Here is a 20,185-nt window from a genome sequence, read left to right as displayed (position 1 = left end):
GGGTTCCTGAAATTATCAGACTAAACCTATAGTATTTTGTCCCTGAGTTTCGCGAGCAAAGTCGCTGGAGCTTATCCAGGGTTGAATCGACCGTGGCGGTCAATCTGAACGGCGCCTAGGTCTTATAATTATTTACTGAGAGCTACTCCATTATCGAGATCAGTTCCTTGACACTGCAGAAGCCGCGGCGCATCCGGCTGTCTGGCAGTGGATTGAGAAATCTGATCAGATCGGTTGCTGCAGCAGGTATGGCGGCGGGGTGTGAGGCCAAAGATCAGGTGCTGTTCCGTAGCACTACACCGAAGAGGCGGCGCCACAGCCAGACATCCTGAGACAGGATTGTAATAGTCCCTGGCCTGACTACCCCAACCGGCCATTCACGAGAAAGGAGGTCGCGTGCCATTGGGTGTCCTCATTTGTGGGCTGGTACAACCACCGCCATCCCCACAGCGGGATCAAGTTCGTGACTACTGTGCAGCGTCACAGTGGCCAAGCTGTGGAGAACTATCGTCATCGTGCTGTCGTTTACGAACAGGCACGCCAACGACACCCGCGCCGATGGTCACGATCAACGCTTTGCTGGCGTCAGCCAGAAGTGGTCTGGATCAATCCACCGCCACCGCCAGGAATCTAACTCAATTCAGCTACTTTGAGGATAGATGCCTGATCAGCAGCAGGTGCGTCATATTTTCGGGCAGTTACAGGCATCGTGGCTGGTATGGTGAAACGAAGCTGTGTCGAGGAGAGTTAGCGTCGTCCAAGCGGTTTTGGAAGTTACCAATGCCAGCAGCACCCAATGCTACTCCATGCCGATAACGGCCATTCCATGCATGGGGCGACGCTAGAATCTGAAGGAGATTGGCGTGCAGATATCCTTCACAAGGAAGAGGGTCTGCAAGGACAACTCGATCTCAGAATTCCCGTACCGAACCGTCAACTACCGGCCTGATTACCCAAGCCGGCCTTTGGCCAGCAAGGACGACGCCTACGCGTGGGTGGCAGGCTTTGTGGAGTAACACAACCAGTGCCACCTCCACAGCGGGATCAAAATCGTGACGCTCCATCAGCGTCTCAACGGAGCTGCCAAGGCAATTTGCCAACAGCAAATTAATGTCTACGAGGCAGCACGCCGAAATAATCGATTGCGCTGGAGCCGACACATCCTCTGCTGACGACAACCCTCACAAGTTGTGATTACTACCTGAATATTTTAGCCCAGTCTGATCCCGGCGCCCCGTTGTGCTAGATCGCCCGAGGAGCAGAAGTGGAGTGGCACCCTCCATGAAATTAACCATACCTGGAGAACGAAGAAATTCGGCCGGGAAGCAAGCCAGAAAAGGGGATAAAAAGTGTTGCCAAGTGTGAATTGAAACGGGTAATGGCTGATGCAAAGCGGCTGCCTAAGTAGATGACGTCGAGAAGTCAGCGTGCGCGATGACAGACCTGCTTACTGCCGCCCCAAGGCTACCGAGACTAAGGAGTTTGGGTCAATCCTCACCGGGTCGCAGGCATGACGCACTATATAAAGACGATGCTAGCCATGGCAAAGCGATACTATTAGCTCAACACTAGTCAAAACCTTCAACCAGTTAATAGCCGCAATCAACGAATCAGGCGGCAAATAAGCATATTATACTTTGCAAATACATTGGTTTTTTGGGAGGACTCGAATCCAGGGCGCGCAATTTCGTTGTAAAATAAACTATGTGAGATTTTTTGATAACGTCGAAGAACCCTACGAACACGCTGATTGCTGCCAGCGGAAAGAGATCTACTAATATCTTCGAAGATGCCATGCTTTGTAATCTTTTTGAAATAACCAAAATATCGCCTATCTGCCCATGTAGGCCTGGGGAATTGTCTCACAATAGTATAAAATCGCCTTTGATATCGATTATTTGTCTTCAATGGCAAGTCAGTAAGGGCGAAGCGACTTCTGACTAGCAGTAATTTTGCGATGATGGCGTCAATATCATGCACATTGCTGTCTAGCCATGGCAAAGAATAAAGGTATTGAAAAGAGGCTTCCAGCCTAAGCAACCAATTATCATACAACTCACCAAACCTCCACAGCAGACCCGCTGAAACTGAATTAGGGAAAGCGCGCCCAACAGAAAGGGCATATTTTATCAACGTTTCGTGATGTACCTGTATATTTTTGGACGATGAGAGGGGAAGCTGATCTAAATCAAAAGCTACATCCTCGCACATATCAACAAAAGAGATAAGGTCAGGCCAATCAATTCTATTCATTTGGACGACTCGCTTTCAAGTAATTTCCTGTTGTTTTTAATTAGAGTAAATCGAGTGGTGGCACCTAAAGACTGAAAAGTAAGGGACCCGACATGATGGGCATAAGCGCCTGGAAGGTATTTGATGCCTATGCCGCGGTCTCTTAATTTCATGTAAAACGCATCATCCTCGAAATAGCCTAAGCCATAATCCTCAGGGATGCCACCAACTTCCAAAAAGTTTTGGACTGTTATTGAGCAAAAGTTTAAACCTACACGAGCTGCTCCAATTGCAGAAGTGCCATATTTAGAATATCTAGAGAGAGATACTCGATAAAAATCCTTTAAAAGGAAATAATCGTGCGGCCTAAATGCGTCGCCGTCAATATTGGTAGTAGCTATATTTATACAGTTATTGCTAAGTATAGAAGGCGGTAATTCAAGGTATGGGAGAAGGCTCCATGGAGAAAAAATTATATCATCATTGCATATCATGGCTAAGTCTGTCGCGCATTCTCTGACTCCTAGATTGACAGCCTTAGCAAATCCAAGCTTTTCAAGAGTGTGAATGACAGTTATTTTCCCAGGAAACTGCTGCAATATCTTTTTTTCTAATTTATCTTTCTTTGTGAATGGGCCATTAACAACAAGAACTATCTGATCAATTGCACTGGAGTAGAAGCAAAGAAGGCTTTTAATACAATCTAATAAAGTTTCATGGCAGCCAATGCTTGGTATAATCACCGAGAATACAGGTTTTTCGTGCAACGAACTAGCAATCCCTCGAGATCTTCTCGGAATAGAATCAGCTTGTATGAGTTTTAAAAGATCAAAATAGACATCTCCCCTGGAGGCCCAATCGCTGCCACTAAGCATCAAGCTTGATCGTTCATTAATAGCAACTTTGGCCGCCATTCTATTTGTATAATCAAAAGAATCGATCATTTTACTTAAAGCATATGCCCATTCCTTGGAGGATGAGCTACAAAAGACGTCCGGAGATTGCATAAGCAACACCTCCGGTATATTAGTAGAAAGAACTTGGCATCCATAATGTAAATATTCATAGAGCTTGACTGGATTTGTACATCTTATCAAATCACAAGAGTCATCCAAAGGTATTAAGCCAACATCAGCTGAACACATTAGCTGGCATGCTTCAGGGTGAGGAACCTCTCCAAGGAATCTAAGTAAAACTGTATCATTACATGCAGCAAGCGATCTACTCTCCAAGCCAATTTCATCTCGACCGACTACTAACACTTCGACGTCTGAGACTTTTGAAATAGTGTCTATAAATAGGCTGCAGTCAAACCAATGCGAAATTGCGCCAACGTATAAAATTCTTAGCTTTGACTGGGTTTGCCAATGAGAGTCAGCTCTTGGTTCAGAATATACATTTGAGGCCGCTATAGCGACCTTCTTTAATAAGAATCCATTCCTGATGACAGTAGATCGCTTGGTATCAATTAGGTCTTCCAGTCTTAAAGCATCGGCAGTATATACAATGTGATCAGAGTATTTCTTGGCAAGTGCTTCGTCGGCCACAAGGTCGCGATCAATCTCTTGAAAGCCTGATAATAAATCCATACAGTCGTATATTACAGCCGAGGACGAATATTTTGCGAGAGCCCACCACATGGGATGCATTATGATGAATGATAGAGCCCCTACTCCTTCATTGTCTAATTCGGAATATAGATATGATACGAGTTCTATGGCTTTGCCCTCGGACAGTGATGTGCTCCAAAAGCTTTGGCCATAGGGCAAAACTGACTCCGGAATGTCAATATTCCATACCTCAAGCATGTCGTTGCCCGCTATTGGCAGGTACGTGCGCGGGGCGTTGCTATTGCAGCGAAGCGTCTCGGAGTCAACGTATATAACCTTCTCGTGCGCGCTGAGTGCTTCGGCGATATATTGAGGCCTTTGAGGTCTAAATGAAAACTGCAGGTTCCCGAGTATGATGTGAGCTTTTTGAGGGATCATTCGCCTTTAGAAGCTTGCTTGCAATTAGATGAATGCCAGTCTTTTATTTCGATCGGACCGGCAGGACATGAACCCGTTCACAACTTATGAGTTAAGGCATGGTAATGATTTGCACTTGATTTGCGAGAAGTCAAATAATGGGTTCAAATTTGACTATAGTGAAAGTCATTGACGCCGTGCGTGGAATGGGCATTGCCTTAATCATCATATCCGAGGCTGGCGTCCCCCGGAGTGGTGTAAATCCCCCGGCACCCCCACCCCGGCGTAGCCGGGGTGGGGCGCGCATCTCAGGCGATCGGCTCAGCAGCTGATGTTGCAAGGGGTGGGCAGGCCCGTTTCCCTGGTTCGAGTCCTACCTCAACCAGACGAACCATGCCCAAGCCCCATCGTGCCGCAGTTGACCTGGCGCCGCTACTGGATGGCAGCAAAGCCGGGGAGTTGATCCCCGAGCTGGCGCGCCACGGCCTGCAGCAACTGATCGAGCTGGAGGTCGCTGCCTTTCTGGGTGCCGACCGCCATGAGCGCAGCGAGGAACGGCTCGGCTACCGCAACGGCTACCGGCCCCGCAGCCTGACCACCCAGGTGGGTGACATCGACCTGCTGATCCCCAAACTCCGCCAAGGGGGCTTCCTGCCCTCGATCCTGGAGCCCCGTCGCCGGGTGGACCAGGCCCTCTACGCCGTGATCATGGAGGCCTACATCAGCGGGGTCTCGACCCGAAAGGTCGATGCTCTGGTGGCCGCCCTGGGCTCCCAGAGCGGCATCTCCAAGTCTCAGGTGAGCCGCATCTGCCAGGAGATCGACGAGCAGGTGCAGGCCTTCCTGAACCGGCCCCTGCAGGAGTCCGGCTACGCCTACGTCTATCTCGACGCGACGTACCTGCATGGGCGGCTGGGCAAGGCCCTGCAGGTCTGCTCGCGGGCCGTGGTCGTCGCCATGGGCGTCAATACCGACGGACGCCGGGAGCTGCTGGGCCTCAAGGTGGGCGACAGCGAAAGCGAGGGCTTCTGGAGCGAGTTCCTCGGCTCGCTCTAGCCCAAGGCTTCTGCGCAGCAGTAGGAACGCGGCCTGACTGGCGTGAAGCTGGTGGTGAGCGATGCCCACGCGGGACTCACCAAGGCGATCCGCAGGCAGTTGCAGGGCTGTGTGTGGCAACGCTGCCGTGTCCATTTCGCCCGCAACCTGCTGCAGTGCGTTCCAAAGGCCCATCAGGGCATGGTCACCGCCGCGTTGCGCAGCGTGTTCGCCCAGGAGAACGCAACCGAGATCCTCAGCCGCTGGGATGACCTGGCCGCCTCGCTCGCTGAGCGTTTCCCCAAGGCCGCTGAGCTGATGAACCAGGCCCGGGAGGACGTCCTGGCGTTCCGCCACTTCCCTGCGCCCCACTGGCGCAAGATCTGGAGCACCAACCTGCTCGAGCGGGTCAATGAGGAGATCAAGCGCCGCACCAGGGTGGTCGGCATCTTCCCCAACGACGCCGCGATCACCCGTCTGGTAGGAGCGGTGCTGCTGGAGCAGCACGAGCACTGGCAGCTGGAGGGCCGCCGCATGTTCTCGGCCGAGAGCATGGCCGCCATCCCGGAACTGGAGGATCTGCCCACACTGCTCAGCGTCCCCGCCTGAGAGGTGCAACACCCAGTCCCCAGGCGATCAAGGCCTGTGCGCCCCCACAGGGCGCACAGGCCTCGATCGCCGCCAGGGGGGCGGTGCTGCAACCACTGGGCTGCACAGACCCCCACCTCTCACAACACAGCTGCAATCAGATGAGAGACTTGACAAGTCAATCGTCTCGTTTCATCGTGGATGAACGAGGTGCATCTGCACCTCAGGAATGACAGTCCGTCATTCCACCCTGTTCACCCTCTGATCAGGGCATTCGGGCCTCGGGATTTACACCACGCAAAGGGACGCGGCCATATTTAGTGAGCTACAATGTCTTTGCGGGGACTCGCCAAAGCCTCGCAAGAGTGTTATTCTAGCAATCAAAATCGTGAAAAAGTGGTGAAGCTTTTAATCGGAGGTGCTGGGCGATCGGGAACAAGTCTTTTGTCGAAAATGTTTTCAGACTTTGGATGTAATATTTCCGATGATTCTGAGTATATCGATTCTCATATTTCAGCGGGTATAGAGGTTCCTCCTCAGAAGTGCCTTGATTTTATTGCGTCAAGCAGTTCTGGAGTGGCCAAGACTCCCTTTTTGTATGAAATATGCCATGCCAAAGAATTCAATTCAGACAATATCGATCTGGTTGTTATTCCAGTTAGGGATCCCTTGATTGCTACCATGAGTAGACTGGTGAATGAGATTCAAGCTCGCTGCTTTGGGGAAGGAGCGGCATCGCTGGAGCAGTCTCTCGGATTGGTAAATGCTGGATTGGTTTATTCTCTTGATGGACAAGAGTCTCTTAGGTTCATGTCGTCTTGATTGGCGATGCTTTTGCACCAATGTGCGTCAAAAGGAATCCGAACCTCCCTTGTGCCATTCCCAGAGATTTCCAGCCCTTTGAATGCATGGCAATGGTCATCTTCTATTGAGGATGTCACCATAAAGTTTGGCATTTCGGCGACTGACATCTGCAGCTGGTTAGCGACAAATTTTGACCAAAAGCTGTCTTCGCGATGTTACGAGACGGATTGGAAGCGCGATTTAGAAAAATATGAAGAGTTCATGGTTGAATCTCGCTCTTCCGTGTCTGGGTCTGCGGCTTTTGTGATCGCTCATCGTAGATACTTGCAGAAAAATGCAAGTGAAAATCTTCGTTTGTTATCTGAGCTTGGGCGAGCACAAAGCGAATCGGAGCGGTTTAGGAGCGAGGCAGATTCAGCGTTGCTCCAGCTCTCTCGGGCTGAAGGCGAGTTGCAAAGGTTGTTGTTGAAATCTCGAAGGCAATCCCTGAAGCTTGCAATGCTGCGTAGTCAACGTAAGATTTTAATGCGAATGGTCCGTGTGCAGCGTTGGTGTTTTCATCGGTTTATGGCTATGGGTGGGCGGCTTGCTGCCCCCGCATTGAGATTGCAAAATCCGCCAAGGTTGTCATTATTTAGGTCAAGTCCGCCGCGTCGTGTTTGACTGGTCCCTTGGAGAATGAGCCAATGCATACGCATACTCGTAGATGTTGTATTGATCGCACAGCTATTGAGTTCGCTCGATTCCGTGGCCATTGTAGATTTTAATGGGTGCTTGTGAGCGCAGTAATAGTTCTGGCTGCTGATTCCTGTTAGAACTTTTGGTCTTCTATTCAAATGACCACCCATGGCCCGCCTGTCAGGCTCCCCTGAGTTTGAGGTTGCTCCGTACAAGTTCAGTCTGGGCACCTCACCAGAATGTCTCCTTGTTCCCCGCGGCGCTTGAAGACGCTCATTTTCGGGGAACTTCCTTGCCACCGAGGCGTACCACTCTGGAGCCTCCGGACCCCCTGTTTGCGCGCCTGAAAGCCCGGGCGGTCAGCGAGCCCCTCATCCTCAAGCAGTTGTTGCGCAGCATCGCCGCGCTGTTCGACCTGCTTGACGAGTCACCACCACGGTTGACCTACCGGATTTGAATGTCTGGCTAGCGCTGGCCCGCCCCGACCACAGCCATCACGGAAGCTGTTGTTCTGCGCGGTCACCGCGCCCGCTCTTCTGGAGGCCTTCTGCCAGCAAACGGGCGTGAGCATGGCGATGCCAGAGCAGGGGGGCTGGGAGGTGTTTAACAAGCTGCTGCGCACCGATGCCTACCTGGCCGCCGTGGCGATGGACAATGGCTAGCACCTGGTGAGTTTCGAACGCGATTTTGAGCGATTTGAAGGTCTGGAGCGGTTGGCTCTACCAGGTGCACAGGTGTGAACAACACGCCATTGCTTCACGCAAACGCCCGCATTTTCGAAGCTGGAGCTACCCCGCCGATGTCCTGCTGGAGAATCTGAAGCTCCAGAGCCATGTGATTGAACCGGCCCACTGGGGTGCAGCGATGTCGAATGCAGCCACTGTTCCAGGGTGTAGAGAACGGTGTTGGCTTCTGCCGCCGTAAGGCGGATTGCTGGGATGCTAAGACGACCGTGATTGGCGATGATACTGGCCATATCCACCTCGGCTACACGGGCGGACCGCGCCAGCGACAGCACAGCCATGACCTTTGGAGGCCCGCCAGCGCCTGGATCCCTCAGCGCTGAGGCCGATGGAGTTCAAGGCGGCATGAAAATCCTTCTCACCGGCAGACGCATGCTGCTCGTGAGTACGGAATTAGTGTGGTGATGGGACATATCGGCGGAGCAGAGCGAAAGGCTTTTCTGCACTCCTGTGTTGTTCAAAAGAATGTTGAACAACACCATTACGACCAAGCCATGCCTGCGAATACTTGAGGTGGAGGTAAAAAGCCTGCTCGGTCGTGGCCACCGACGCGGTGATCGCCGAATGCAAGCCGCATAACCGCGACCAGGAGCTACTCATCTTCCTGCAGCGCATTGACAAGGAGTGACCCAAGGAGCTTGGGCTGCACCTGATCCTCGATAACTACTACACCGTAAGCACGCCAAGGTTCAAGCCTGGCTGGCCCAGCGGCCCCGTTCCCAAGTGCACTACACGCCCATCTAAGACGCCTGCTTCTGGCTCAATCAGTTCGATCGCTTGTTCGGGATCATGACCCAAAAAAGACCCTGCGCGGCAGTTTCTCCATCGTCAAGGAGCAGATCACTAGTATCGAGCAGTTCGTAGCGGCTAAAGATAAGATCAAGGACTCGTTCAATCGGACTGATATTGCAGATTCGATTCTGGAGAAACTCCAGAGACTTCGCTCGCAAATCTCTTGGACGATATGCCAGGCGGCATGCGGTTGCTGAATTCATTGATATTCTTGACTAGACATAAACTTGGGCGTCCCGGTAACCCTGGCAAGGGCCGCCCTGCTATAGTTAGTTAGATATACAGTTTGATTTCAGTGAGAATTGCGCACGTTGCGGCCTTTCATAAGGCTGGAAATGCGGGAGACATCCTTCTGCCCGCAGCTCTCCAGCGCCTCATTGAATCTTGGTCAAGAATAAAAATTGAGTGGATTGAAATCCAAGCACGAGACCCTGTCAATTCAGCTACTATTCAAAAAATTAACTCTTGCGATATCTGCATAGTGGGTGGGGGTGGATTGTTTTTGCCGGATACCAATGCAAACGATATATCGGGATGGCAGTGGGCAATTAGCCCTGAGCATATCTATGCAATCCAGGTACCACTTGTGCTCCGTGGAGTTGGCTACAATCTATTTCGAAACCAGCCACGGTTTAATGATAGTTTTGGGATTTCTGTTGCCGCTCTGGCGGAAAAAGCTGTGTTCATTGGTTTAAGAAATACTGGATCGATTCATGCGTTCCGAAAGCATCTGCCTTACCGCCTTCACAATAAAATTAGACTTGATCCTTGTCCAACTAGCATATCCCAGCAGCTATTCTCTCCAACCATTGCTCAGCCCCCTCGCGAACCAGTAGTTGCCATAAACTTAGCATTTGACCGCAGCAGCCTTAGATTTTCATCTGGGCCCGAGGAAATATGTCACCGTATTGCCTTGGCACTGAAGCGCTTTCTCGATATTAATGAAAATCTTTCTATCAGCTATTATTCGCATTTTGATATGGATGACATTGGATATGAACATTTAAAATCTGCAGGTCTTCAAATAAAGTTTGAAGACCTTTCTTGCCTGCGCTCGGGACAAATCGTAAAAAAATATGCAAAGCCGAATCTTGTTATCGGAATGCGTGGTCACTCACAGTTGATTTCGTTGGGATGCGGAACCCCTTGCTTATCACTGATTTCACATGATAAACTACAATGGCTCCTAGACGATCTTAATAGACAAGAGTGGGGAATAGACATTTCCATGATTGAAGCATCAATCTCAGGCTCAGAGCTTTTTTGCAAGCTGGTTGAAGTTCGCGATCAAGCCTCAGCTATACACAGAGATTGTGCTCTATTCCATGGGCAAATAAGAAAAGTTCTTGATAGAAACTCTGAAATCGCTTTTGCTGCAATTTAGACTCATGTTGCCTATTCATGGAGAATGCTAAAATCTGAATCAACGGACTTGCTCGAGAACTTTCTCCCAGTCTTCTTGATTCCAATATACAATGAATTTACTGCATGATAGTGTTTCAAGTCGCCAAAAGGCCAGCAATCATACCTATTTTTCCAAAATCCTTGTATCGATTCATGAACAAGCATCATGCATGCTGCCGACTTGCCAAATCCTCCATCTCCCTCGATTAAGAACTTTAGCCCTTGATGAGAGTATCTATAGCAATCATAAGGTGATGGGTGGAACCTCCAGTTAAATGGAGCAATGCAAATGAATACTCCACCCTCTTTGAGCAGTTTAAAAATATTTGACGTTGCAATCCATGGCCTAGGGAGATGCTCAAGCGTGTCCTTTGTAATAATAACATCGAATTGCTCCCTGACCTCTAAATCTTGATCGCAGATGTCGGCATGGATATATCTATCGACGCCTTCTGTGTTGATGTCCATAACCCAGTAATTGCTTTCGTTTGAAAATCTGTAGCCTCTCCCCCCCCCTACGTCAAGAACTTTGCTATTCTTGGGTAGATTGCGAATAAAGCTGTGAATTGTGTCTAGGGCTTCTCCGCTTTCTGCGACTGGAGCGACCGGGTTTTGTGAAGTGCGTATTTTCATCTTCATATTGCGATAAAAACTTAAAATAGCTTTTTTAGTAGGTTTGTCAGTTCGAGCTAATTTGGCAGATGATTGCGACTGCATCGAAGTGCCCGATATAGGTGCTTGGTATCGAGAATCTGTGGTATTTGGTTTGGATTTAGTTGCGCAATAATCACTACATATAAACTTCGAAAGCATAGGCAAAATCTTGACATAGTTGTCTTTCAGGGAACGAGCAAATTTATTGACCTGGCAAAGAGCAGTCTCTAGCTCTATAGACTTACTTTTGGCTATTGCAAGTTGCTTTTCAAAAAGGGCTAGCTGATCTCGATATTCCTGGTTTGCCGTTTTTTCTTGATCGCTGAGTTCTGTATTGATGCAAATTTGCTTGTCAAGCGCATTTTTTTGTGATTCACACGTTGCTTCTAGTGTCTTGGTTAGAGTCTCCGCAAATCTTAGGCGCTGAGAGAGTTGCTTGACTTCCTGTGAAAGAAGGAGTTCGAGGGGCGTTTCAGGATTCATAAATATCAAGCGGTTTCAGAAAACATATTGCAAGTGAAGGATTCTTGCAACCTACAGAAACACTAAGCAATGTCTCTGTAGGTTGCAAGAGAATGTTTTACCATTAAACTTTTCTCGTTTAGCGAGAATAGCCTGCATCCGTAGAGAGATAGCTGGTGGTTGATGTATTCTGAATCGTCAAACATGGTCGTGCCTTCCCAGTGCTGGGCGCTAAAATGCAAGCCAGTATCGGTGACTAGTTGAGTTGTCCAATCACTATTGAAATCAGCGTATTCAGCTAACTCTTCTTGAAAGAAGTAGTGCGGGGTGTTAAAGTCTACGCCTGCTAGATATATATCGCTGTCGGGGTATTGAATTGTTATAAAGTTAAGCACATGAGTAAGTGATCCTCGGTAATGATAGAGGGGTTGATCGTAGCTGCTTGCCCAGCGATTCGAAGGCTGTTGAAAGGGAGTGTGATCACAGTATGTTATGGCTGTACTTTTTGGAGCCAAATAAGTCCAGCTGGCAAGGCATTTCTCCATGTTTACCGAGTATAAAGCGCTGCATCCTTGGCGTAATCGCTGAGTTGCACCGATGGACATTAAGTGGGCCTCCTGGCTTGTTGTCACCCTGCCGCGAAGACCGTTGCTCATCACAATGTTATTCAGGCTTAATTGATGCCTTATGCAAAAGTCCAGTCCAATCTGAAGAAAGGCTTTGGCGGTGGCGGAAAATCCATCCAAGAAAACAAAATCAGTTGGTACAACACCTGCAATATTGGCAAATGCCATTGACTTATTAAAAGCAATAATTGCATTGCATTTATCAATGGCGAATAATTGATCTAGTGTGAGATTAAGGGCTGAGATTCCGCTTCCTAGGATTGCTACTTTTTTGCGCTCTGTTGCGGATTTGGCATGGAGTGTCCCCTCTAGTCTTTTCTGCAAGAAATGCGAAAATGCAGACTTGTTGCGAGATTTTACGCTGGCGATCCAGTCTTGGTGGGCCCTTTCAAGTTCTTGAGGTGATGTCAAGTTGACATAGCCAGTATCAATCTTTGGCATCCTATTGCATGACGGGAATGAGTGGGATTAGTTTTCTAGGATTGAGTGGCGATCTCTTAGGGCCTTCTGAGCCTCTCGATTTGTCTACAGGGATATTGTGAGCATGACGAGGTGTTTCTCGACCCTCTGATTGGGTGGCTGCCAGGGAAGTGGTCGCCCTGCTGCTGTTCAAGCAGCCATTGCAAATGCTGGTAACTCTTGCTGATTCGCTCTCTCAGGCAGGCTCGGTTCGCCAGATCCGCTGCGATGCCTGGATTTTCATTTTCGGCGATATCCCAGACGACGACCTTGGGGCTCCAGACGTCGATCACCAGATTGACGTAAAACCAGACGCCACGGACGCTGGTCGGCAGATAGGTGAAGACCCAACTCCACACTTGATTCGGCCCTCTAGCCTTCAATCGTGGTACGTGGCGGGGTCCATGGGGCGGCCGGGTACCGCCACGGCGATGGGCCTGGCCATGGGCATGGAGCACGCGCTAAAAACTGCGCTCCACGCCGACACATCCGCCACGATCAGCCAGGACCGGCACGATCTGACCCGGCGGTAACGCCGCGAACTCGTGCTCGTTGCAGCGATAGCTGTCTTTGCGGCCGTCCAGGTCGTCCCCGTCAACTGCGAACTGCCGCCGCCAGCGCTGCAGCGTGGTTAACCGCACGCCCAGCAGAGCGGCTGCCTTTCGGGCCTTAGCACCGGCCGCCATGGCGGCATTGAGGATCTCATGAACCTTGCGGCGATCCTGCGCTGCGGTCAGTACCCCTCGTCCTCGCCCCAGTAGGCCTGGATCTTTTTTGCTGCTAACAGCAGTGCCGCTGCTTCTGCTAGTGCCTCCTCCTTACGGCGCAGCTCTTGTTTGAGCTGTTTGATTTCTCGCTGGTCCTGCTGATGGCCGCGGTCTAGATCCTTTTGCTCTGTCAAGGTGTCCGACGACAATCTGGTTGAGGGGTCGCGCCAAACAGGTTGACCGCTCTGGAGGGGTTCAGCTGAATCCGGCTGCCATGCGCAGGGCACCGGGTCATGCCTGCTCCCCTCACCGTTCAACAGATTGCGCTGTACATGTCCAAACGACGAGCCGGCAGCCGCCAGGAGGTGGCTGCGGCGGCGGCGGGCATTTCGGTGAGCAGTGCTCACCGGATTGATTCAGGCCGCCTGCAACCCAAAGCCGCCAAACCCCGTGGACGGCGGCGTCCAGACCCGCTTCTCCCACGCCTTGGTGGGATCGCCCAGCAAGGTTTCCACCTCCGCCGGGCGGAAATAGCGCGGATCGATCCGCACCACCACCTCACCGCTGCTGCGCCGCCCCACTTCTTCTATGCCGCTGCCCTGCCACTCGATTGCACCCCAACCCAGCTCAGCGGCGGCCAGCTCAATGAAGCGCCGCACCGATTCCTGCCGGCCCGTGGCAATCACAAAATCTTCCGGAGTGCCGGGCTGCTGCAGCATCCGCCACTGCATCTCCACATAATCCCTGGCATGGCCCCAATCGCGCAGCGAATCGAGGTTGCCCATATAGAGGCAATCCTCCAATCCTTCATTGATCCGCGCTAGCCCCCGAGTGATTTTGCGCGTCACAAACGTTTCACCACGCCGCGGTGATTCGTGGTTAAACAAGATGCCATTGCAGGCATACATGCCATAGGCTTCGCGATAGTTAACAGTGATCCAGTAGGCATACAGCTTGGCTACGCCATAGGGGCTGCGCGGGTAGAAGGGCGTGGTTTCTTTCTGGGGGATCTCCTGCACCAGGCCGTAGAGCTCGGAAGTGCTGGCCTGGTAGATCCGAGTTTTGGCGCTGAGCCCCAGCATCCGCACGGCTTCCAGAATCCGCAGGGTGCCGAGGGCGTCGCTGTTGGCCGTGTATTCCGGCGCCTCGAAGCTCACCGCCACATGGCTCTGGGCGCCCAGGTTGTAGATCTCATCGGGCTGCACCTGCTGAATGATCCGGATCAGGTTTGTGCTGTCCGTTAGATCGCCGTAGTGGAGCACTAGGCGCTGATCAAGTTCGTGCGGATCCTGGTAGAGGTGATCAATCCGTGTGGTGTTGAAGCTGCTGGCCCGGCGCTTGATGCCGTGCACCAGGTAGCCCTTCTCCAGCAACAGTTCCGCCAGGTAAGAGCCGTCCTGCCCTGTAATACCAGTGATCAGGGCGGTTTTCATCGTTCCTCTATTTAACGGTCATTTTCCCACAGCCAGCAGCAGCGCTCAATGTCAGAACCCATGCCTCCCGTCCCCAGGCAAGCCATCAAGGGATGGGGCAACCACCGGGGACTTCGCCTTCCCGCTGCCTTGGCCCATGAGGCAGGGTAGCAATGGCGTGCTGTTTACGCCTGTGCTCCTGGTAGAGCCAACCGCTCCAGACCTTCAAATCGCTCAAAATCGCGATCGAAACTCACCAGCCGCCATCCATTGGCCATCGCCACGGCGGCCAGGTAGGCATCGGTGCGCAGCAGCTGGTGAAACACGTCCCAGCCCCCCCCCGCTCTGGCATCGCAATGCTCACGCCAGGTTGCTGGCAGAAGGCCTCCAGCAGAGCGGGCGCGGTGACCGTGCAGAACAACACCTTCTCTGATGGCTGTGGTCGGGGCAGGCCAGCGCCAGCCACACATTCAGATCCGGTAGGTCAACCGTGGTGCTCACGCGTCAAGCAGGTTGAACAGAAGATGGCCAAGGGCCCCTCCACGCGGGGCAGGGTGTGCGCCGAACGCTTCGAGCCGGAGCCGGCGGGCGTGGCATTCAGGCGGGCAAACAGGGGGTCTGGAAGCTCCAGGGTGGTACGCATCACAACCAGGCAACACTGTGCGCATCTTGCTGCGCATCAGCCCTTGCCCCCTCTAAACACTTTCACGCGGAGCAGCCAAGGGGTATTTCAGCGAGGGGTACAAGGCGTCCTGGCTGGATACCGCCGGGCGACCATCGCTAAGCAGTGCATTTGTACTATGCTTGACGGTGTCGTGGCCGGCTCGAGCTGTTTAGGGTGGGTGGACTTTCTAGGGATTTGGAAGCCTCACCGCCTTGGTGGCGGCTGGGGTTCGACGGCAAAGCCCTGCTGGAAGCCTTTGTTGGCACTGTTGTTGGCCTGATCGCGCTCTTCTCCTCCTATGACCACGTCTCCCTCCCCCACCGCCAGCTCCCTCTCCAGCAGCAATGGGGCGTCTGGCTCATCGCTCTCTCCCTTCCGCTCGTTTTTGCGGATGCTCAACTGGCGGCGCGATCCCGCCAGAGAGATGCAGATCGAGCGCTCAGAGCGGAGAACGAAGCAGCTGAGGAGCGAAACCGAGCGGATCGAGAAAGAAATCGAGCAGCTGAAGAGAGACAACGCGTTGCTCAGCTGGATGCACTCCGAAATCGACTTGATCGAGGCCGACTTACCTTCCAGCTCGACCCCTCCCCCAGCAATCGCCGCACGCTCCAGCGACTGTTGACGCTGCTCAATAGCCCTGTAATGACTGAGTTGTATCGCGGTTGAGGTCTGGCCATCGCCAGCCATACATTCAAGTCCGGTAGGTCAACCGTGATGGTCACGCGTCAAGCAGGTTGAACAGCGCGGCGTTGCTGAGGTGCTGGCCAGAAATGGCCAAGGGCCCCTCCACGCGGGGCAAAGCGTGAGCCGAACGCTTCGAGCCGGAGCCGGCGGGCGTGGCCTTCAGGCGGGCAAACAGGGGGTCCGGAAGCTCCAGGGTGGTACGCATCACAACCAGGCAACGCTGTGCGTATTTTAGTGCGCATCAGCTCTGACCTCTGCCGGCGCTTCCACCTCCCCCTCCAGTGACCGCAGCCATACCTTGATCGTGATGGCATTGTTGAACATTCTGTTCAACAACTCAGGAGTGCAGGAAAGCCTTTGCCTCTGCTCAGCGGATCGGGCACACAGCCAGTGGTCATAGCTGACAAAACGAGCCGGAACAGAGCGAGCGCGGTGACCGTGCCGAACAAATAATGCTCGTCATTAGAGCCCTCTCCCGCGCCCCAGGAACAGATAGCGGTAGGTAAGTCGTGGCATGAACGATTCCGTACAAGCTGTACTGAACCCTGAGTGGCAGATCAAGGGTTCTTGACTGTTGGCTGAAGGTTCAGCCGCCCAGCCACCAGGGCCAGTTGCCGATCGAAGCTGATCAAAGCCCCACAGCCCTCGCTTCGAGCCAGATGGAGCGCATCGGCAAAGTCCATGCCCTGCCGGTGCCACTCCAAGGCTCGCCTCACGAGCTCTTCCTGCTCCACATGGAGATGGCGAATGGCGAGTAGTCCCTCAAAAGCCGTGATCACGGCTTCACGAGACAATTTGTAGGCACCACGCAGCACCCACTCCAGCTCCAGGGCCACGGTGATCGGCACAAAACAGGCGGCGCTGGCATCGATCAGCGCTGCCGCCTGCTCAGCCTGAGCCGGATCGTCGTTCACCAGCAGGCGCACCAGCACGTTGGTGTCGAGCGCCACAGGCAAACTCATGCTTCGGCGAAGCGTGCCGGATCCATCTGCTCCAAGCTCAACGGTGGCCCCTGGTATCCAGCGCAGCCGATCAAGGCGCGGGCAGAGCGGCTTTTTTCGCGGTCCTCGGGAACCAGGCGCAGCCCATCAGCCTCCAGGCTCAACGCCAGCCGATCGCCTGGCTGTAAACCCAATAGCTGACGCAACCGTGCCGGGATCACCAGCTGGCCCTTGGATGACAGGGTGAGCAGCGCATCCATAGCGCCATCGTTCGAACGCCTTACCAGTGTAAGGCGGCTGCGTGAACTGAGCGGATGACACGGTGATTAAACCAGCTATTGGCGACCAGCCAGGCGGCAGGGATTGCGCGAGTGGTCGTGCTCCACCAGAGCGGAAGCTTCTCCTGCGGTCTTGACCGCCGCGCCCATCAGCTTCCGTGATGGCTGTGGTCGGAACAGGCCAGCGCCAGCCACACATTCAGATTCGGTAGGTCAACCGTGGTGCTCACGCGTCAAGCAGGTCGAACAGCGCGGCGTAGCTGCGCAACAACTGTTTCAAGCTGAGGCGCTCGCTGACCGCCCGGGCGTATTTCAGTGCGTAGGCACAAGGCGGCCTGACTGGCCGAGCAGTGCGTTTGTACTATAATTGAGATTATCGTAACCGGCTCGGGCTGTTTAGGGTGAGTGGAGAGTTTCGAGATTTGGATTCTCCACCACCCTGGTGGCGGCTTGGGTTTGACGGCAAAGCCCTGCTGGAAGCCTTTGTTGGCAGTGTTGTTGGCCTGATTGCTCTGTTTTCCTCCTATGACCACGTCGACCTCCCCCTCCGCCAGCTCCCGCTCCAGCAGCAATGGGGCGTCTGGCTCATCGCTCTCTCCCTTCCGCTCGTTTTTGTCCGCGTCGTGCAATACGGCGCGCCATTTGGGCGCGACGCTCAACTGGCGGCGCGATCCCGCCAGAGAGATGCAGATCGAGCGCTCAGAGCAGAGAACGAAGCAGCTCGAGAAAGAGCTCGCGTTGCTCAGCTGGATGCACTCCGAAATCGACTTGATCGAGGCCGACTTGCCTTCCAGCTCGACCCCTCCGCCAGCAATCGCCGCACGCTCCAGCGACTGTTGAACCTGCTCAACAGCCCAGGGATGGCTGAGTTGTATCGCGGTTGAGCTCAGGCCGCTGCCTCCAGCAGGTCGAACAGCGCGGCGTAGCTGCGCAACAACTGCTTCAGGCTGAGGCATCAATTCGAGCGCTCACCCACTGATCCGCTCCACCTAGTGCTGCCTAAGCATTCACCGATGGTCTGCAGGCCTTCCTCCAAAGGCAGCGGCCCACCCGCTGCACATGGGCCTCCAGATCGTCTGGCAGCTCATGGCGCAGAGCCAGATCCACCCGCCAGGGCAGCAGCAGGTCGTCCACGGCGACGGCCTCGGCTGTGGCGCGGTTATAGGTGTGGCTGGTGAGATTGCGGCCCTGAATCATCAGCATCCAGGCCTCACCTTCCTCAATCAGCCCGAGGCGAAAGGCCTCTCGCAGGGTGTTCCAAGCAAGTTCAAACGTGTATTCGTAGGCCTTGATCAACCCCAGCTGCTCGCGTTCGGTAAGCCTGGGCGGCTCCAGAAAAGTCTCCAGCTGGGCCAGTGCCCGGCGGTAATTGCTGAAGCCTTGCTGCCAGCGGATGTCTTCTGCCATCAACTCAGGCCTCCTGGTTGCAACGCTAGAAGAACAGCCGCCCGCTGAGCTGGCTGAATTTTCGTGCGTCCTTGATTCTGTACAGCTTGTGCGTAATTAGGGACAGTGCCGATCCCACTCCCACCCGTGGAATTCAGTCAGCGTTAAAGCGACTCAATGAGAGCTCGCAACGCTGCTCGATCAGGCAAGCAATTCGTTCGATCAGTGCGTGATCTCGATAAGAAGATTTAGTTTGCAGCCGACGGGCGCTCGAGGGAAGTTGCTCCGCCATGCGCACCAGCCTTTTCCTGGTCTGGGCCTTGGACAACCCTGCCGCTACAGCAAACAGCTCCCAATGGCGTACCTGAACCTCCGCAAAGCTGTATTTGCTACCCAGCTTCATCGCCATCTTTGTGGTGAGTGTCGGGTACACCGCTGTGCTCAAAAGGTCGTAAAGCGGCGCGAGGGTTGCTCCACGCGATCCATAGAGAAGCGAAAAGTTTTTAGCGTGGGCGTCGTGATTTCCGATCAGGGCGTTAAACACCACCGCATCCAAAAGGCGTATCACCTCTGGAGCACTGGGCTTGGTAGCTCGGCGCAGCAGTGCAAAGCAGGCCTGAAGATCCGGACCTCCCTCATTCTGATATTTCAGATCCGGCGGCACACCCAGCGCCTGGCAGAAATCTTCCTGATGCAGGCGCAGCCATTGATCATTGGCGTCTTTGCAGCGGTCGTAGCGACGCACCAGCAGGATCTGTTGATCTCCAGCCATCAGGATCTCCGTGTCTGCCACCTGCAGGCCCATCACCTTGGCCAGCGCCATGCAGAACGCTTCGTTGATCACGCTGCGTTCCACCGCCGCAATAGCCGGCTTAAGGATGTGGGTACTGGCAGCGGCGCCTCTGGGCGCCGGCAAGCGAGAGCCGCAGGCCATCGCGTTGAGCCAGCATCGGTCGCTGAGGTAATTCAGCCAGCAGGACGATCAGCTGATCCGGCTCAAGCCATTCCACCGCGGCAACCGCGGTGGCTGGATCCCCAGGCTCCAGGCTCACCGCCCCGGCACAGTCACCCCCAATGACTGCCAGCAGGCCGAAGTCATTCGCGTAGGAGATCTGGCACTGCGCGGCAATTCTCCGCCTCAGCTCCCCTTCAGGCAGTAAGCCAGCAAAAAAAGGGCGGCAGGCCTGATCCTCGAAGGGCTCGGCCAGCAGCGGCAGGCTCTGCGAGAGAGGCGTCGCGCCTGGCTTTTGCAACCAACGCGCCTCGTATCGAAACCGAAGCCGACCGTTTTTGAGCCCCAGCGTTCCTGCACGCTCGCCCAGCAACCACACGCCCAGCTCCATGGTGTCTGCTGCCGTCATGCGTCTGGCGACCCGGCTGCATCGCGCAGCAACAGGGTGCCGCCGAGGGCATCGATCACCCGCAGCAGCTGCTCCAGTTGCACCGATGCTTTGCCCGCTTCCACCTCCCCCACAAAGCGCAGGCCCACACCAGCCGCCAAAGCCAGTTCCGCCTGGGTAAGCCCAAGCGCTTTGCGGCTACGGCGCAGAGCCGCACCTAGCGCCCCCGCCGAAGCGATAGCCAGCTCAGGCGGAATCCGGCTGCATTGTTCCCGATCGGGATCAATAGAGAGTGGCGCGGCCATGGCGTCCCGAATTCTTACCGAACG

At 53.8% G+C, this 20,185-nt stretch carries 21 protein-coding genes and 1 pseudogene; 5 read left to right on the top strand and 17 right to left on the bottom strand.

The window, feature by feature from the left end:
• Nucleotides 1-1,602: 1,602 nt before the first annotated feature.
• Both U9970_RS01345 and U9970_RS01340 read right to left on the bottom strand, forming a co-directional pair.
• Nucleotides 1,603-2,253, bottom strand: coding sequence for a hypothetical protein (locus tag U9970_RS01345; protein ID WP_322764967.1), 651 nt, complete (start codon nt 2,251-2,253; stop codon nt 1,603-1,605).
• Nucleotides 2,250-3,821, bottom strand: coding sequence for a glycosyltransferase (locus tag U9970_RS01340; RefSeq protein ID WP_322764966.1), 1,572 nt, complete (start codon nt 3,819-3,821; stop codon nt 2,250-2,252). Before U9970_RS01340 ends, U9970_RS01345 begins: the two co-directional genes overlap by 4 nt.
• Nucleotides 3,822-4,592: 771 nt before the next feature.
• Between U9970_RS01340 and U9970_RS01335 the strand changes: the two are divergent.
• From U9970_RS01335 to U9970_RS01320, 4 genes and pseudogenes are all read left to right on the top strand, one after another.
• Nucleotides 4,593-5,843, top strand: a pseudogene (locus tag U9970_RS01335) (IS256 family transposase).
• 309 nt (nt 5,844-6,152) lie between these two features.
• Nucleotides 6,153-6,644, top strand: a complete 492-nt coding sequence (locus tag U9970_RS01330; protein WP_322764965.1) for a hypothetical protein — start codon at nt 6,153-6,155, stop codon at nt 6,642-6,644.
• Nucleotides 6,645-7,551: 907 nt separating this feature from the next.
• A complete protein-coding gene (locus U9970_RS01325) occupies nt 7,552-7,761 on the top strand; it encodes a hypothetical protein (protein WP_322766162.1) in 210 nt (69 codons plus the stop codon).
• A 1,373-nt stretch (nt 7,762-9,134) separates the two neighbouring features.
• Nucleotides 9,135-10,223 (top strand): polysaccharide pyruvyl transferase family protein, encoded by a 1,089-nt coding sequence (locus tag U9970_RS01320; protein ID WP_322765977.1) that lies wholly within the window; start codon nt 9,135-9,137, stop codon nt 10,221-10,223.
• An 11-nt stretch (nt 10,224-10,234) separates the two neighbouring features.
• On the opposite strand, the gene U9970_RS01315 is transcribed toward U9970_RS01320, so the two are convergent.
• Together U9970_RS01315 and U9970_RS01310 are read right to left on the bottom strand one after the other, a co-directional pair.
• Nucleotides 10,235-11,380 carry a class I SAM-dependent methyltransferase gene (locus U9970_RS01315; RefSeq protein ID WP_322764964.1) on the bottom strand — a complete coding sequence of 382 codons (1,146 nt, stop codon included), beginning with the start codon at nt 11,378-11,380 and terminating at the stop codon, nt 10,235-10,237.
• Nucleotides 11,381-11,442: 62 nt separating this feature from the next.
• Nucleotides 11,443-12,426 carry a hypothetical protein gene (locus U9970_RS01310; RefSeq protein WP_322764963.1) on the bottom strand — a complete coding sequence of 328 codons (984 nt, stop codon included), beginning with the start codon at nt 12,424-12,426 and terminating at the stop codon, nt 11,443-11,445.
• Between the two features lie 134 nt (nt 12,427-12,560).
• Here U9970_RS01310 and U9970_RS01305 point away from each other — a divergent pair, with 134 nt between their 5' ends.
• The gene (locus tag U9970_RS01305) at nt 12,561-12,977 is read left to right on the top strand and encodes a hypothetical protein (RefSeq protein ID WP_322764962.1); all 417 of its coding nucleotides are present in this window, start codon (nt 12,561-12,563) and stop codon (nt 12,975-12,977) included.
• Between the two features lie 200 nt (nt 12,978-13,177).
• On the opposite strand, the gene U9970_RS01300 is transcribed toward U9970_RS01305, so the two are convergent.
• The 13 genes from U9970_RS01300 to U9970_RS01240 form a co-directional block, all read right to left on the bottom strand.
• Entirely contained in the window at nt 13,178-13,345 is a 168-nt protein-coding gene (locus tag U9970_RS01300) for a hypothetical protein (protein ID WP_322764961.1), read from the bottom strand.
• Nucleotides 13,346-13,567: 222 nt separating this feature from the next.
• Nucleotides 13,568-14,584, bottom strand: coding sequence for a GDP-mannose 4,6-dehydratase (gene gmd, locus U9970_RS01295; RefSeq protein ID WP_322764960.1), 1,017 nt, complete (start codon nt 14,582-14,584; stop codon nt 13,568-13,570).
• A 164-nt stretch (nt 14,585-14,748) separates the two neighbouring features.
• The gene (locus U9970_RS01290; RefSeq protein WP_322764959.1) at nt 14,749-14,889 is read right to left on the bottom strand and encodes a PIN domain-containing protein; all 141 of its coding nucleotides are present in this window, start codon (nt 14,887-14,889) and stop codon (nt 14,749-14,751) included.
• 158 nt (nt 14,890-15,047) lie between these two features.
• Nucleotides 15,048-15,206 (bottom strand): hypothetical protein, encoded by a 159-nt coding sequence (locus U9970_RS01285; RefSeq protein WP_322764958.1) that lies wholly within the window; start codon nt 15,204-15,206, stop codon nt 15,048-15,050.
• Nucleotides 15,207-15,431: 225 nt separating this feature from the next.
• The gene (locus U9970_RS01280; protein WP_322764957.1) at nt 15,432-15,914 is read right to left on the bottom strand and encodes a hypothetical protein; all 483 of its coding nucleotides are present in this window, start codon (nt 15,912-15,914) and stop codon (nt 15,432-15,434) included.
• Nucleotides 15,915-15,945: 31 nt separating this feature from the next.
• A complete protein-coding gene (locus tag U9970_RS01275; RefSeq protein WP_322764956.1) occupies nt 15,946-16,116 on the bottom strand; it encodes a hypothetical protein in 171 nt (56 codons plus the stop codon).
• 352 nt (nt 16,117-16,468) lie between these two features.
• Nucleotides 16,469-16,873, bottom strand: a complete 405-nt coding sequence (locus U9970_RS01270; protein WP_254937367.1) for a type II toxin-antitoxin system VapC family toxin — start codon at nt 16,871-16,873, stop codon at nt 16,469-16,471.
• Nucleotides 16,870-17,112, bottom strand: a complete 243-nt coding sequence (locus tag U9970_RS01265) for an AbrB/MazE/SpoVT family DNA-binding domain-containing protein (RefSeq protein ID WP_254937366.1) — start codon at nt 17,110-17,112, stop codon at nt 16,870-16,872. Before U9970_RS01265 ends, U9970_RS01270 begins: the two co-directional genes overlap by 4 nt.
• 251 nt (nt 17,113-17,363) lie before the next feature.
• Nucleotides 17,364-18,086, bottom strand: a complete 723-nt coding sequence (locus U9970_RS01260) for a hypothetical protein (RefSeq protein ID WP_322764955.1) — start codon at nt 18,084-18,086, stop codon at nt 17,364-17,366.
• 43 nt (nt 18,087-18,129) lie between these two features.
• Entirely contained in the window at nt 18,130-18,537 is a 408-nt protein-coding gene (locus tag U9970_RS01255; protein ID WP_322764954.1) for a nucleotidyltransferase substrate binding protein, read from the bottom strand.
• A gap of 133 nt (nt 18,538-18,670) precedes the next feature.
• Nucleotides 18,671-19,450 (bottom strand): HipA domain-containing protein, encoded by a 780-nt coding sequence (locus U9970_RS01250; protein ID WP_322764953.1) that lies wholly within the window; start codon nt 19,448-19,450, stop codon nt 18,671-18,673.
• Nucleotides 19,389-19,877, bottom strand: coding sequence for a HipA N-terminal domain-containing protein (locus U9970_RS01245; protein WP_322764952.1), 489 nt, complete (start codon nt 19,875-19,877; stop codon nt 19,389-19,391). Before U9970_RS01245 ends, U9970_RS01250 begins: the two co-directional genes overlap by 62 nt.
• Complete coding sequence (locus U9970_RS01240) at nt 19,874-20,161, bottom strand: type II toxin-antitoxin system Y4mF family antitoxin (protein WP_322764951.1); 288 nt, start codon at nt 20,159-20,161, stop codon at nt 19,874-19,876. The genes U9970_RS01245 and U9970_RS01240 overlap by 4 nt, the downstream gene beginning before the upstream one ends.
• Nucleotides 20,162-20,185 lie beyond the last annotated feature (24 nt).

Origin of the sequence: Cyanobium usitatum str. Tous, assembly GCF_963920485.1 — a bacterium.
Classification (GTDB): Bacteria; Cyanobacteriota; Cyanobacteriia; order PCC-6307; family Cyanobiaceae; genus Cyanobium_A; species Cyanobium_A usitatum_A.
Note: the sequence above shows the minus strand (reverse complement) of the source record. Positions and strands in the feature narration are given on the sequence as shown.

Excerpts from the sequence above, each read along its gene's own strand:
- U9970_RS01345 (WP_322764967.1), bottom strand. The coding sequence starts at position 2,253 with ATGAATAGAATTGATTGGCCTGACCTTATCTCTTTTGTTGATATGTGC.
- U9970_RS01340 (WP_322764966.1), bottom strand. The coding sequence starts at position 3,821 with ATGGATTTATTATCAGGCTTTCAAGAGATTGATCGCGACCTTGTGGCC.
- U9970_RS01330 (WP_322764965.1), top strand. The coding sequence starts at position 6,153 with ATGTCTTTGCGGGGACTCGCCAAAGCCTCGCAAGAGTGTTATTCTAGC.
- U9970_RS01315 (WP_322764964.1), bottom strand. The coding sequence starts at position 11,380 with ATGAATCCTGAAACGCCCCTCGAACTCCTTCTTTCACAGGAAGTCAAG.
- U9970_RS01310 (WP_322764963.1), bottom strand. The coding sequence starts at position 12,426 with ATGCCAAAGATTGATACTGGCTATGTCAACTTGACATCACCTCAAGAA.
- gmd (WP_322764960.1), bottom strand. The coding sequence starts at position 14,584 with ATGAAAACCGCCCTGATCACTGGTATTACAGGGCAGGACGGCTCTTAC.
- U9970_RS01285 (WP_322764958.1), bottom strand. The coding sequence starts at position 15,206 with ATGCGTACCACCCTGGAGCTTCCAGACCCCCTGTTTGCCCGCCTGAAT.
- U9970_RS01280 (WP_322764957.1), bottom strand. The coding sequence starts at position 15,914 with ATGGCTGGCGATGGCCAGACCTCAACCGCGATACAACTCAGTCATTAC.
- U9970_RS01275 (WP_322764956.1), bottom strand. The coding sequence starts at position 16,116 with ATGCGTACCACCCTGGAGCTTCCGGACCCCCTGTTTGCCCGCCTGAAG.
- U9970_RS01270 (WP_254937367.1), bottom strand. The coding sequence starts at position 16,873 with ATGAGTTTGCCTGTGGCGCTCGACACCAACGTGCTGGTGCGCCTGCTG.
- U9970_RS01265 (WP_254937366.1), bottom strand. The coding sequence starts at position 17,112 with ATGGATGCGCTGCTCACCCTGTCATCCAAGGGCCAGCTGGTGATCCCG.
- U9970_RS01260 (WP_322764955.1), bottom strand. The coding sequence starts at position 18,086 with ATGCCTCAGCCTGAAGCAGTTGTTGCGCAGCTACGCCGCGCTGTTCGA.
- U9970_RS01255 (WP_322764954.1), bottom strand. The coding sequence starts at position 18,537 with ATGGCAGAAGACATCCGCTGGCAGCAAGGCTTCAGCAATTACCGCCGG.
- U9970_RS01250 (WP_322764953.1), bottom strand. The coding sequence starts at position 19,450 with ATGGCCTGCGGCTCTCGCTTGCCGGCGCCCAGAGGCGCCGCTGCCAGT.
- U9970_RS01245 (WP_322764952.1), bottom strand. The coding sequence starts at position 19,877 with ATGACGGCAGCAGACACCATGGAGCTGGGCGTGTGGTTGCTGGGCGAG.
- U9970_RS01240 (WP_322764951.1), bottom strand. The coding sequence starts at position 20,161 with ATGGCCGCGCCACTCTCTATTGATCCCGATCGGGAACAATGCAGCCGG.